The organism is Paenarthrobacter sp. NPDC091669, from assembly GCF_044756725.1.
In the GTDB taxonomy this organism is placed as follows: Bacteria; Actinomycetota; Actinomycetes; order Actinomycetales; family Micrococcaceae; genus Arthrobacter; species Arthrobacter bambusae_C.
In genome coordinates this window covers 97,638-111,062 of sequence record NZ_JBIVTK010000010.1, presented here as the reverse complement: position 1 = coordinate 111,062, position 13,425 = coordinate 97,638, and the positions used below count along the sequence as shown (strand labels likewise).

General features: G+C 61.9%; 9 protein-coding genes. 8 read left to right on the top strand and 1 reads right to left on the bottom strand.

Annotation, left to right across the window (positions count from 1 at the left end; all coding sequences use genetic code 11):
• Window positions 1–8: 8 nt before the first annotated feature.
• Entirely contained in the window at window positions 9–1,001 is a 993-nt protein-coding gene (locus tag ACIQLI_RS17090; RefSeq protein ID WP_400390534.1) for a DUF1852 domain-containing protein, read from the bottom strand.
• A gap of 120 nt (window positions 1,002–1,121) precedes the next feature.
• Here ACIQLI_RS17090 and ACIQLI_RS17085 point away from each other — a divergent pair, with 120 nt between their 5' ends.
• The 8 genes from ACIQLI_RS17085 (at window position 1,122) to kdpB (ending at window position 13,422) form a co-directional block, all read left to right on the top strand.
• Window positions 1,122–2,063, top strand: a complete 942-nt coding sequence (locus tag ACIQLI_RS17085; RefSeq protein ID WP_400390532.1) for a LysR family transcriptional regulator — start codon at window positions 1,122–1,124, stop codon at window positions 2,061–2,063.
• A 374-nt stretch (window positions 2,064–2,437) separates the two neighbouring features.
• Window positions 2,438–3,487: an iron ABC transporter substrate-binding protein gene (locus tag ACIQLI_RS17080; RefSeq protein ID WP_400390530.1), complete on the top strand. Its 1,050-nt coding sequence runs from the start codon at window positions 2,438–2,440 to the stop codon at window positions 3,485–3,487.
• Window positions 3,488–3,491: 4 nt separating this feature from the next.
• Window positions 3,492–5,090 (top strand): ABC transporter permease, encoded by a 1,599-nt coding sequence (locus ACIQLI_RS17075; protein WP_400390528.1) that lies wholly within the window; start codon window positions 3,492–3,494, stop codon window positions 5,088–5,090.
• Window positions 5,087–6,253, top strand: coding sequence for an ABC transporter ATP-binding protein (locus ACIQLI_RS17070; RefSeq protein WP_400390526.1), 1,167 nt, complete (start codon window positions 5,087–5,089; stop codon window positions 6,251–6,253). The genes ACIQLI_RS17075 and ACIQLI_RS17070 overlap by 4 nt, the downstream gene beginning before the upstream one ends.
• A gap of 70 nt (window positions 6,254–6,323) precedes the next feature.
• Window positions 6,324–8,936: an AMP-binding protein gene (locus ACIQLI_RS17065; protein ID WP_400390524.1), complete on the top strand. Its 2,613-nt coding sequence runs from the start codon at window positions 6,324–6,326 to the stop codon at window positions 8,934–8,936.
• Window positions 8,937–9,514: 578 nt separating this feature from the next.
• A complete protein-coding gene (locus ACIQLI_RS17060; protein ID WP_400390522.1) occupies window positions 9,515–9,613 on the top strand; it encodes a potassium-transporting ATPase subunit F in 99 nt (32 codons plus the stop codon).
• A 6-nt stretch (window positions 9,614–9,619) separates the two neighbouring features.
• Window positions 9,620–11,287, top strand: coding sequence for a potassium-transporting ATPase subunit KdpA (gene kdpA, locus ACIQLI_RS17055; protein ID WP_400390520.1), 1,668 nt, complete (start codon window positions 9,620–9,622; stop codon window positions 11,285–11,287).
• Window positions 11,284–13,422, top strand: coding sequence for a potassium-transporting ATPase subunit KdpB (kdpB, locus tag ACIQLI_RS17050; protein ID WP_400390518.1), 2,139 nt, complete (start codon window positions 11,284–11,286; stop codon window positions 13,420–13,422). Before kdpA ends, kdpB begins: the two co-directional genes overlap by 4 nt.
• Window positions 13,423–13,425 lie beyond the last annotated feature (3 nt).

The following is a 13,425-nucleotide window of genomic DNA, read 5'->3' as shown; positions in this document are numbered from 1 at the left end:
TCCGTGGGTCAGTTGACGAGAGCGGGGTATTTGGCGGTCCACTGGTCCAATAGATCCTTGTGGGGCGTGATGAAGTGTTCCTCCGTGTACTTCGCCTGAGTGACCGCGAGCTGACTACGCTCGACGCGGTCGTAATCGATCTGGGTCCGCGAGTAATCCTGCTCGCCCAGGCTCGGCTGATAGACGACGGCGGCGGCGGAGTTCGCGTTGTAGACCTCCGGGCGGTAGATCTTCTGGAACGTCTCCATGGTGCTGATCGTGCCGATGAGCTGCAGGTTGGAGTAGTCGTTGAGCAGGTCGCCGCGGAAGTAGAAGGCGAGCGGCGCAACGCTGCCGCGTGGCATGAAGTAGCGGACCTGCAGCCCCATCTTTGCGAAGTAGGCGTCCGTCAGTGAGAACTCGTCCTGCTGGTACTCGACGCCCAGGACGGGGTGATGGTTCTCCGTTCGCCGGTACGTCTTGGTCGTGGAGACGCTGATGCACACGACGGGCGGCTGCGGAAAGCGTTCCTGGCATGCCGGGGAATCGAGGAATTGCTGGAACAGTTTGCCGTGAAGATCGCCGAAGTCCTCAGGAACGGTGGGCTTGCCTGCCTCCGCTGATGCCGCTGGCAGTACGACGCTGAAGTCGAAGTCACGGACGTAGGAGGAGAAGTTGTTCCCCACGATCCCTTGGTGGCGGACCCCGTTCAGCTGGTCGACGATCTGGATGTCGAGAACCTCGAACAGGGGGAACTTCTGATCCGTACCTTCGGCAGTGAACTCTATTTGCACGGAAACGATCTCAAGCTCGAGCGTGTAACGGTTCCGGTCCGGGTTGTCCCAGCTGGCGAGATCGTTGAAGCGGCGCCGGATCATGGTCAAGGCGTTGCGGAGGTTCTCCTGGCGGTGCTCGCCGCGTGCCAGGTTGGCGAAATTCGTGGTGATCCGCGATCCTTCCGAGGGGGAGTAGTCCTCGTCGAAGGGGGTCGTGGTGATGCTGAAGGTGAAGTCGTCTGCCATGTGCTGCCATTCCGTTGATGGGCCGGAGACGGCCTTTCCGAAGGTGATGTATCCATGGTGCAGCCTGGGGCGGGGTATCAGGTAACTAGTGGTTGCTATGCATTGATATAGAATTTTCCTATGGCCCAGATTTCGAGCGGATTGACCCTGCAACAGCTCCGCTACTTCATAGAGGTTGCAGCGGAGGGGTCGATCTCCGCGGCTGCCGATCTTCTTTACGTCGCGCAGCCGACAATGTCTGCATCGATGAAGGACCTTGAGGCCAGGGTGGGCCGTGCGCTCCTGGTTCGTTCCGCCCGCGGGGCTACCCTCACCGCCGACGGGGTAGAGTTCCTTGGCTACGCGAGGCAGGTCGTCGAGCAGTTCGCTCTCCTGGAGCAGCGCTACCTTGGCAGGCCACCGAGGCGACGTCTGCTCGGGGTGTCAACACAGCACTACTCGTTCGCAGTGGACGCCTTCGTCCGGATGGTCAAGGCCACTGATGTGGCCGAGTACGAGTTCTCGCTCCGTGAGTCCCGCACGTGGGACATCATCGAGGATGTCCGGACGCTGCGCAGCGAGATAGGCATCCTGTACCGGAACGATTTCAACCGGAAGGTCATCGACAAGCTGCTCCGGGAATCCGGGCTGGCGTTTACTCCGCTTTTCCTCGCCGATCCGCACATTTTCGTTGCACGGAACAACCCGCTCGCCTCAAAAGAGCGTGCGACCCTCGATGATCTCGCCGGCTTGCCGCGGCTGACCTTCGATCAAGGTGCGAACAACTCTTTCTACTTCGCGGAGGAGATTCTCTCCACCATGTCCAGTAAGCAGGAGATCCGGGTCTCTGACCGTGCCACGATCTTCAACCTCATGATCGGGCTCCACGGCTACACGATCTCGACGGGCATCATCAGTGGGCAGCTCGACCCGGAGATCGTCGCCATCCCGCTCGACGTTGACGAACGCATCGAGATCGGCTGGATCGGCCACGCCGCGATTCCGCTCACCGACCAGGCGCAGCACTACCTCAGGGAATTGCGGGCCGTCGTCGCTGAGTTCGGCGTAGCGCTGCTCGACTGACCGCAGGTCAAGCGGGCCGCCAGCGAGGAAAAAATCTGCTGCATCCTGCCGGAAAATCGTGGCCAGTCGCTGGTTCGGGCTAAGGAGCCTCGGGCGGAGATCCCCCGATGCCGCATCACGCCCAGCCACACACAAACGAGCCCTGCCAGCGCGACACCGCACAAGGCCAGAAGAGTAACGATATCCATCGGCGGAAACTCCATCCCTGCCTGCATCCATCACCGCAACGGCAAGATAGGCCGCGATTTCGTCGTAACAATCGCGATTCCCGTCGCAGCGGTTCGGGCTCGCGTTGAATGCTTAGGCATGGCTAACCTAAAGTTCTCGGAGGAGATAGTCCCCACCATCCCCTCTTCCCCAAGAAAGTAGCCCCCATGAAGTTCCGCAAAAATGCGTTGGCCGGAGTCGCACTCGCAGCCACCGCAACCCTAGGCCTCACAGCCTGTGGCTCCGACGCCGGCACCGCACCTGCCGCCTCGGATGCCGCTGCTTCAGGCGATGGCATCACGGTGTACAACGCCCAGCATGAGAGCCTGACCAAGGAATGGATCGACGCCTTCAGCAAGGAGACCGGCATCAAGGTCACCCTTCGGCAGGGCTCGGACACTGAGATGTCCAATCAGATCGTCCAGGAAGGCGCGGCGTCCCCGGCCGACGTTTTCCTCACGGAGAACTCACCTGCAATGGCGCAGGTTGAGAACGCTGGCCTCTTCGCTGATGTCGATGCGGCCACGATCGATCAGGTTCCGGCAGAGTTCCGCCCGTCCACGGGTAAGTGGACCGGCATTGCCGCTCGCTCCACGGTTTTGGTTTTTGACAAGAACAAGATCAGTGAAGACAAGCTGCCCAAGTCCATGCTTGATCTGGCCAACCCCGAATGGAAGGGCAAGTGGGCTGCTTCGCCCACCGGCGCTGACTACCAGGCAATCGTTGCCGCCCTGCTCGAGCTCAAGGGTGAGGCCGCTACGGAAGCCTGGCTCAAGGGCATGAAGGAAAACTTCAAGGCTTACAAGGGCAACGGCACGGCCATGAAGGCGGTCAACGCCGGAGAAGTCGACTCAGCACTGATTTACCACTACTACTATTACGGCGATCAGGCCAAGACCGGCGAGAACTCCAAGAACGTCACGCCGTACTACTTCAAGAACCAGGATCCGGGAGCGTTCCTCTCCATCTCCGGTGGCGGTGTCCTGAAGTCCTCCAAGAAGTCAGCGGACGCCCAGGCGTTCCTGAAGTTCGTCACGGGCAAGGAAGGCCAGGAGATCCTCAAGAACGGTACGTCGTTCGAGTACGCCATCGCATCGCAGGTTGATGCCAACGAGAAGCTTGTTCCCATCAAGGAGCTGCAGGCACCTGCCGTTGACCCGGCCAAGCTGAATTCCACCAAGGTCACCGAACTGATGACCAAGGCAGGGCTGCTGTAATTCCGTGACCGTTCGACTTTCGGCTCCCGGCTCGCAGAGACCGGAAAGCACGACGACGGCGGGTGGGGGCAAGCGCCCCGGCCCGCCTTTCGGCGTTTCCGCTGTGTCCTTGCTGGCAGTGTTCATTGCGCTGTTTTCGCTGGTGCCGTTGGGTTACGTCGTCTATATGACAGCAGCGACAGGCTGGGACACCGCCGTCGAACTTATTGTCCGGCCACGGGTCGGCGAGCTGCTGCTGAACACCATCATGCTGATGGTCCTGACAGTTCCCTTGTGCCTGGTGCTGGGGGTTGGAGGCGCTTGGCTGGTGGAGCGGACCAATCTCCGCGGTCACCGCTGGTGGGCCGTCGCGTTGGCAGCACCCTTGGCAATCCCTGCGTTTGTGAACAGCTACTCATGGGTTTCGGCGGTTCCTTCGCTGGAGGGAGTCTGGTCCGGCGTGCTGATCGCCACGCTGTCCTACTTCCCGCTGGTCTACATCCCCGCAGCCGCCACTCTGGGCAGGCTGGACCCGGCGATCGAACAATCCGCCGCTTCGATGGGTCTTGGCCCGTGGGCCGTGTTTTTCCGTGTGGTGCTGCCGCAACTTCGCATCGCCATGACCGGCGGTGCTCTGTTGGTGGCGTTGCACCTCTTGGCGGAATATGGAGCCTTCGCCATGATCCGTTTCGATACCTTCACCACTGCGATCATGGTCCAGTTCCAGTCGACGTTCAACGGCACGGCTGGAAATATGCTGGCCAGCGTGCTGGTCCTTCTCTGCCTCATTCTGTTGCTCGCCGAGGTGAAGAGCCGCGGCACCGCCCGCTACGCACGCATAGGTTCCGGTGCTCAAGCCAAAGCCACCCGAACTCCGCTTGGACACTATCAAGCGCCGGCGCAACTGGGGTTGTTGAGTCTGACCGTCCTGGCTTTCGGGCTCCCGGTGTGGTTTGTGCTGCGCTGGACCGTAGCTGGAGGGCCGGAGGTTTGGGCAGCGGACGAGTTCGTCCCGGCACTCCTGCAAACCCTCATGTACGGGGCAGCGGGCGCCGCAGTTACCACAGTGGTGGCCTTCCCCCTGGCCTATCTGGCTGTCCGGCATCCGAGCTGGTTCAGCAAAATGCTTGAGCTCGCCAATTACGTGACCAGCTCGATGCCGGGGATCGTGGTGGGCCTTGCGTTCGTCACCGTGAGCATCCGTGCCATTCCGGGTGTCTACCAAACTGCGGGTGTCCTGATCGCTGCCTACGTGCTGCTTTTTGTTCCCCGTGCCCTGGTCAACCTCCGTTCCGGCCTGGCCCAGGCGCCCAAGGAGCTCGACGAGGCCGCCCAGTCCCTGGGTAAGGCTCCGCTGGTGTCCTTCTTCAAAGTAACCCTGCGGTTGACGGCGCCTGCAGCAGCCGGGGGAGCGGCCTTGGTCTTCCTTGCCATCGTCAATGAACTTACGGCCACACTCCTGCTTTCACCCAACGGCACCCGGACGCTCGCAACAGAGTTCTGGAGCAAGAGCAGCGAAATCGACTACACCGGCGCGGCACCCTACGCGCTGCTGATGATCCTGCTCTCGGCCCCCATGACATACCTGCTCTTCCAACAGTCCAAGAAAGTGGCCGGACAGTGACTACTCATTCCACCCCGGGACTCGCGGCTCCGCGCGTTGCACCCTCTGTTGCGCCAACAACGGACACTCACCTCGACATTGCCGGCGTCACCAAGAATTTTGGTCCGCAGGCGGTGTTAGGGGGAATTGACCTCTCCGTATCCAAAGGTGGCACCACGGCCATTGTGGGTCCGTCAGGCTCGGGCAAGACTACGTTGCTCAGGCTCATCGCCGGTTTTGAACATCCCACCAGCGGAGCGATCAGCCTCAACGGAACCCTGGTGGCCGGAAACGGCGTCCGAGTTCCCGCGCACAAACGCCACGTTGGCTACGTCGCCCAGGACGGCGCCCTCTTCCCCCATCTTTCGGTGGGGCAGAACATCTCCTTCGGCCTGGACGTTGGAAATCTCGACGGCGGTCGCCGCAGCGTGCGGGGACGCGTTGAGGAGCTGCTCGCAATGGTTTCGCTCGATGCGTCCATGGCAAAGCGCCGGCCCCATCAGTTGTCGGGCGGTCAACAGCAGAGGGTTGCTCTGGCCAGGGCTCTGGCCCGCGAGCCTGAATTGATGCTGCTCGACGAGCCATTCTCAGCACTCGACGCCGGGCTTCGCGTCGCGACGCGGAGAGCCGTGGCCAAGGTTCTGAACGAAGCGGGTGTGACCACCATCCTGGTCACACACGACCAAGCCGAAGCTTTGTCCTTCGCGGACCAGGTGGCCATCATGCGTGACGGAACACTGGCCCAGATTGGTAACCCGTTCGTTGTCTACACTCGTCCCGCGGACCGTGCCACCGCGGAGTTCCTGGGAGAGGCAGTCATTCTGGACGCCTGGATGGAGGGCTCCCTGGCCACGTGCTCGCTGGGCGGCATTCCCGTGAGGCGACCACCTGCCCAAGGAAAGGTCCAGCTCATGCTGCGGCCGGAACAAATCCGTATCGCCCCGGACGGCCCCATTCGTGGCGTCGTAGTGGACACCGACTACTTCGGCCCGGAAACCACCGTGCGCATCAAACTCGGCGCTTATGCCGCTCCCGACGGAGGAAGTTCCGGCAACGGTCATCGCTACCCTGGCGGCGGCGAAGTGATCACCATCAGGCATTGGAATGCATCCATCACCAAGCCTGGAACGGAGCTCTGCCTGCGAGTGGTCGGTGAGGGCGTCGCGTTCCCGGTGAGCGCTTAGCCAAGGTCATTTTCGTTCCCCAGGCATTATCCAGTTGAGTTAGGTTAGGTATACCTGTCTAATTTCCGACGTGACTATTCAACCGGATTTGGCCGGAGTCTCGTTCGCCGCCAACCTGGCCTCGTTCGGAGACCATACCGCCATAAGCGTCGGGGACCGCTCAATCAGCTATGGTGAGCTGGCCCAAATCGTCGGGTCGATGGCGCTCTCTTTCGGTCCCGCCCGACGGCTGATTGCCTTGGAAGCCGAGAACACACTGTCGGCTTTGACGGTTTATCTCGCCGCTATGGCGTCCGGACATCCATTGCTGATATTACCTCCGGGTGGCGGCCAAGCGTCCGAAGCCCTCATTGCCGCCTATGATCCCGACATTGTTGCCCGTTCAGGCTTGGGCGATTGTGTCCTGGACGTGCGGAGGGATGAGACCCGGCACGATTTACACCCTGAGTTGGCGCTCTTGGTCAGCACCTCAGGTTCCACCGGATCACCGAAACTTGTGCGTCTCTCCGGTGCCTCCGTTCAGGCAAACGCCGCCGCTATCGCCGAGTACTTGCACCTGCGTCCCAGTGACACCGCAGCCACCACGCTTCCCCTCTCGTACTGCTACGGGATGAGCGTGCTCAACAGCCACCTGCTGGTGGGGGCATCGTTGGCACTGACGGACCTTTCGGTGGTGGATCCCTGTTTTTGGGACTTGGTCCGATCACGGCATGTGACGTCATTTGCCGCCGTGCCGTACACTTTCGATCTTCTGGACCGGGTCGGCTTCAAGCACATGGACCTTCCAAGCCTGCGCTACATCACCCAGGCCGGGGGCCGTCTCGCACCGGAGCGCGTCCGTTGCTATGCAGAGCTGGGCCAAAAACGCGGCTGGGACCTTTTTGTCATGTACGGGCAGACGGAGGCGACAGCCCGGATGGCGTACCTGCCACCCGACCAAGCGGTAGTCCGCCCGCACGCTATCGGAGTGCCAGTACCAGGCGGAGCGTTCCGGCTTGAACCAGTTCCGGGGCTCGATGCCAGCGAACTCGTATTCAGCGGCCCCAACGTCATGATGGGCTATGCGGAGCGGCCCGAGGATCTTGCTACTGGCCGCGAAGTCACCGAGCTCTACACGGGAGATCTTGCCCGGCAAGGTCCTGACGGACTCTATGAGATCGTTGGCCGTCGCAGCAGATTCGTCAAGATCGTTGGCCTGCGGGTTGATCTGGGGCGCGTAGAACGGCTCCTTGCAGAGCTTGGCCTTAGCGCCGCCGCTACCGGCTCGGACGAGATGGTGGTGGCGGCCGTGGAAGGGGACCACGACCTCGCCTTGGTTGCCAAAACATTGGCGCACGACCTGGGGGTGCCGCGTGCCGCCGTCGAACTTCATTCTGTACCGTCCATTCCGCGGCTCGCCAATGGGAAACCCGACTACCCGGCCATCCTGGCATTTTCCCGCCAGCCCGATTCAGATCGGCAACCGGAATCGGCAGCACGAACGGGTTCAGCGTCATCGACGGACACAGCGCGGGAGATTTTCGAGGATGTCCTTGAATGCCAGGACGTCAAAGACGCCGACACATTTGTTTCCTTGGGTGGTGACTCGCTTTCCTATGTGGCTGCTTCGGTCCGCCTGGAGCGCGCTCTCGGCTGTGTTCCGACCGGATGGCACGTCATGCCTGTGTGTGAGCTCACGCCCGTCCCTTCATCCGCTGGTCGCACGTCCGGCGCGGTGACCAGCGAAACGGGCAAAGCCAGGACTTTACGGGGACGGCTGTTCGCCCGCATGGAGACAAGTATTGTTCTGCGCGCAGTGGCAATCGTCTTCATAGTGTCCACGCACTTCAAATTCTTCGACTGGGAAGGAACAGCGCACGTCCTGATGGCGCTGGCCGGCTATAACTTTGCCCGCTTCCAGTTGTCCGGTTCCCGCAAGGAGCGGCTGCTGAGGCAGCTGCGTACTATCGGGCGACTCGTGATGCCGAGCGTGGTCGTGATTGCCGTCGCGTTCGTGCTCACGGACGATTATGGCTGGCACAACGTGTTTTTGCTGAACTCTCTCCTGGGTCCCCAGGGGTGGACGGATATGTCCCGATTCTGGTTCGTTGAGGTCCTCGTCCACATCTTGCTCGGCTTGGCTGTGCTGCTCGCGATACCGGCGGCTCACCGGGCCCAGCGCAGGTGGCCCTGGGGCTTCCCGCTGGCATTGGCAGGAGTGGACTTACTGCAGCGCTTCGACGTCGTCGAACTCCCGTATCCCGGGCAGGGGCCTGTGCTGTGGCTCTTTGCGCTGGGGTGGGCGGCCGCAGCGTCGCGAAACGTCCGGCAGCGCGCCGTCGTGACTGCCCTGGCCCTATTGACGATCCCGGGATCATTTTCGGATGAGTACCGCAGTGCAACCATCCTGGTCGGATTCCTTGTTCTGCTCTGGATCCCCACCCTGCCCGTGCCCCGCGGACTGCACCGAATTACGGCTCTGCTGGCTACGTCTTCCCTGTATGTCTACGTCACCCACTGGCTGATTTACCCCCTGTTGGTGGAGGGGGATCAAGGGTTTGCCGTCCTCGCTTCCTTGGCAGTGGGTGTGGCTTACTGGGCTGCCGCCACCCGCGCCATGGCCAGCGCCGAGCGGTGGCTTCGGGTTCGCAGGGCTAACGGTTTCCCACGTTGGCTGCCGTCCCGGTCGTCAGGTGCGCGCTGATTTCTCAGCTTTGGGGCGCGAACGGTACCGGTTGTGGGCGTTGTCCAAGCCGCTAACCACAGTCCTTGCAGCCCCGAGATTGAACCCGACCGCTTCACCTGCTGTGACCGCCAGCATCCACCGCCCCGGAAAAGTGCTGTGCATATTCGTTTGCCTCCGACGCGATGCTCCCACATCCAATATTCGACGCCCCGGAGGCCTTGGCAAGAGCAGCCCCGAGTCTGGTCCTGGGGGAAGGAGAAATTGCCCATGTAACACGGGAAGTGCTGCGGCAAGCTGGACCGGATGTCACCCGGTTGCCCTGGGTCCACGTCGGCTGAATCCGGATCTGGTCTGGAGCGGCGTTAAGGATTCGTCAAGAATCCCCCCGCCGGCATTAAGGAACCGTAAGGATCGTCTTTTCGGCCCCGTTCAAGGGATTGACTGAGGTCAGCCCCGCGAACGGGGCGCTGATGAAAGGACGTTCCAGTGGCCGACGTGGCTGTTGTGGTGATTCTTATGGTGTGCATGGGAATCGTGATGTGGGTTGCCCACCTCTTGGGCAAAATGGTCGACGGCGATGGTCCGGTGAGCGGGCAATGACGCTGGATGCGATCATGTGGATCGGACTGCTCCTGGCAGGCCTCGCAACGATGGGCTATCTGCTGGCAGTGTTGCTTCACCCGGAAAAGTGGTGATGGCCGATGGTCTTCAGCACTGCTTCCTTCATCACTCAAATAGTTGTCCTTTTGCTCGTTCTCCTGCTCTTGCACAAGCCCTTGGGCGTGTATCTGGAGCGGGTTTTCTCGGGCACTGAATCGTCGCGGCCTGAGAGGTTGTTCTACCGCTTGGCCGGGGTCGATGCCGGAACTGAACAGAGCTGGACTGTGTATCTGCGCAGCGTTCTGGTGTTTTCGGCGGTCTCCATTCTGATGATTTTCCTGCTGCAGCGTCTCCAAGGGGTGCTTCCCGGCAGCAATGACCTTCCGGGCGTCGACCCGTGGATCGCGATGAACACGGCTATCTCGTTCGTCACCAATACCAACTGGCAAACGTACGTGCCAGAGGCCACTGTGGGCATTTTCGTCCAGATGTGCTTGCTGGCCGTCCAGAACTTCCTCTCGGCCGCCGTGGGGATCGTGGTGGTGGTCGCCCTGATCCGCGGCATCATGCGAACCAAAACCGACCGTCTTGGCAACTTCTGGGTTGACCTCGCGCGGGCCTCCTTCCGTGTCCTGCTGCCCCTGGCAACCGTGGGGGCCATCGCGTTGGTGATCGGCGGCGTCGTCCAGAACTTCTGGTCCACGGAGGTCACCAGCGCTGCTGGCGGAGTTACCCAGGTGATTCCCGGCGGGCCGGTCGCTTCCCAGGAAGCAATCAAGGTCTTGGGCACCAACGGTGGAGGCTACTTCAATGCAAACTCCGCGCATCCGTTGGAGAACCCGAGCATTTTCACAAGCATGTTCCAGGTCTTCCTGATTCTGCTGATCCCTTCGGCTCTCCCGTACATGTACGGGCGCATGGTGGGGGACCAGCGCCAGGGCTACACCATTGCCGGTGTCATGGCAGCTCTCTGGCTGACGTCCACGGCCTTGATGGGTTGGGCCGTTGCTACGGGCCAAGGAACTGCGACGGCGGCGGCCGGCGGTCTGGGCGAAGGTTTCGAACAGCGTCTGGGACCGGCTGCCAGCTCGATTTTTGCAGCCTCCACCACCCTGACGTCCACCGGAGCGGTCAACGTCGCGCACGACTCGTTATCCCCCCTGGCCGGCGGCATCGCCATGCTGAACATGATGCTTGGTGAGGTGGCCCCCGGAGGAACGGGATCCGGACTGTACGGAATGCTGGTCCTGGCCATAATCGCCGTCTTCATTGCCGGCCTCATGGTGGGCCGCACGCCCGAGTTCCTGGGCAAGAAGATCGGTCCGCGGGAGATGAAACTCGCTGCCCTCTACATCCTGGTGACACCTACTTTGGTGCTGGCCATGGCCGGCGTCACAGTGCTGCTGCCGGACGTCATGGCCAACGCGCCGGCATCCGGCCCGCACCAATTCAGCGAGGTGCTCTACGCCTTTACCTCGGGTGCGAACAACAATGGTTCTGCCTTCGGCGGCATCACCAGTTCCGGCCCCTACCTCTCGGTGATGCTCGGGATCGCCATGCTGCTTGGACGCTTCCTGCCCATCGCGCTCGTGCTGGCGCTGGCTGGTTCCTTGGCCAGGCAGCGCAAGATCCCGGCGTCGTCCGGAACCGTACCCAGCCACGGCTGGCTCTTCGGATCACTGTTGCTCAGCGTGACCGTGATCATGACCGCACTAAGCTACTTCCCGGCCCTCGCACTGGGCCCCCTCGCAGAAGGACTCCTCAAATGACCCGGTCCACCACGGCATCCGCATCGGATACTGCCGCGCTGACCTACGCCGACGGCAACCCTCTTGGTACTCCGGGAGAACATAAACACCACACCAAAGCGCCGGCGAAGCTGAACGCAGCCACTATCCGGTCCGCCCTTCCCGTCGCCCTGAAAAAACTTTCCCCGCGGCAGATGATCCATTCACCAGTGATGTTCGTGGTGCTGGCGGGCGCCGCCATCTGCACGGTGATCTGTGTGGTTAGGCCAGACGTATTCGGCATCGCCGTGACTGTTTGGCTCTGGCTCACAGTGCTGTTCGGCACGCTGTCCGAGGCTATTGCCGAAGGCCGGGGGAAGGCCCAGGCCGATAGTCTCCGGGCCAGTCGCCAGGGTGTTTTCGCGAGGCTCCGTTTGGAGGATGGGAGCACCAAGGAGGTCCCTGGAACGGACCTGGGATTGAACGATGTGGTCATCTGTGAAGCCGGCGACGTCATCCCGTCCGACGGCGAGATCATCGAGGGCCTGGCCAGCGTTGACGAGTCCACCATCACGGGCGAATCAGCGCCCGTGATCCGTGAATCCGGGGGTGACCGTTCGTCCGTCACCGGTGGCACCAAGGTTCTCTCCGACCGCATCCTGGTCCGTATTACGGCAGAGCCGGGGGCCACGTTCATCGACAGGATGATCAAGCTCGTTGAAGGCGCTGTCAGGCAAAAAACGCCCAACGAGATCGCTTTGCACGTACTGCTGGTGTCCCTCACCATCGTCTTCCTGGTGGTCACCATGACGCTGGCGCCATTCGCCTCCTTGGCCGGGGCCACGCCGTCGCCCATCGTGCTGGTGGCCCTGCTGGTCTGTTTGATTCCCACAACTATTGGGGCGCTGGTACCAGCCATCGGCATCGCAGGCATGGACCGGCTGGTCCAGCACAATGTCCTGGCAACCTCCGGGCGTGCGGTGGAAACGGCCGGCGATATCACCACGTTGTTGCTGGACAAGACCGGCACCATCACTTACGGCAACCGGCGCGCCGTCAATTTCTTCCCGGCCAATGACGTGGAACGCTCCGAACTCATCTCGGCCGCACGCCTGTCAAGCTTGGCCGATGAGACCCCGGAAGGGCGCTCCATCGTGGACCTCGCCGGTGACAGGGGCGTGAACGGTCCCGACTTGGAGCAGATCCGGAAAGCCTCCAAGGAGATTGTCATTGTTGAGTTCACGGCCAGCACGCGCATGAGCGGGTTGGACGTTGACGGTCGCCGCATCCGCAAAGGTGCTGCGTCCGCCGTCGAACGTTATGTCACGGAGGCAGGCGGGCGCATGCCCGCAGAGGTCCAGCGTCGGGTGCAGGAGATATCAGCTGAGGGCGGCACGCCGCTGCTGGTAGCCGAAACCACGCACGACGGCGGAGCCCGGGTTTTAGGAACAGTGCACCTGGCCGACGTGGTCAAGCCGGGCATGCACGCCCGGTTCGCCGAACTCCGCAACATGGGGATCCGGACGGTCATGATCACTGGAGACAACCCTGTCACGGCAAAAGCGATTGCGGCGGAGGCCGGTGTCGACGATTTCGTCGCTGAAGCCACCCCCGAAGACAAACTGGACGTCATCCGCCGCGAGCAGGGAGAAGGCCGCCTTGTTGCGATGACCGGCGACGGCACCAACGACGCACCGGCCCTTGCCGCCGCCGACGTTGGCGTGGCCATGAACTCCGGGACACCGGCTGCCAAGGAAGCGGCGAACATGGTGGACCTGGATTCCGATCCCACCAAGCTGATCAACATCGTCGGCATCGGTAAACAGTTGCTCATCACCCGGGGAGCGTTGACCACGTTCTCGGTGGCGAACGACGTCGCAAAGTACTTCGCGATAGTCCCGGCATTGTTTACCGCAGCGTTCCCGGGCCTTGGACTGCTGAACATCATGGGCCTGGCCACGCCGGCCTCAGCCATCCTGTCAGCCGTGATCTTCAACGCCCTCATCATCATTGTGCTGGTGCCGCTGGCCCTGCGTGGGGTGAAGTACCGGGCGGTGTCGGCAAACCAAGCACTCGGACGGAACCTGCTCCTCTACGGACTCGGCGGGCTCGTGGCCCCGTTCATCGGCATCAAACTGATTGACCTGATCATTTCCCTCATCCCCGGCATCGGCTAGGAC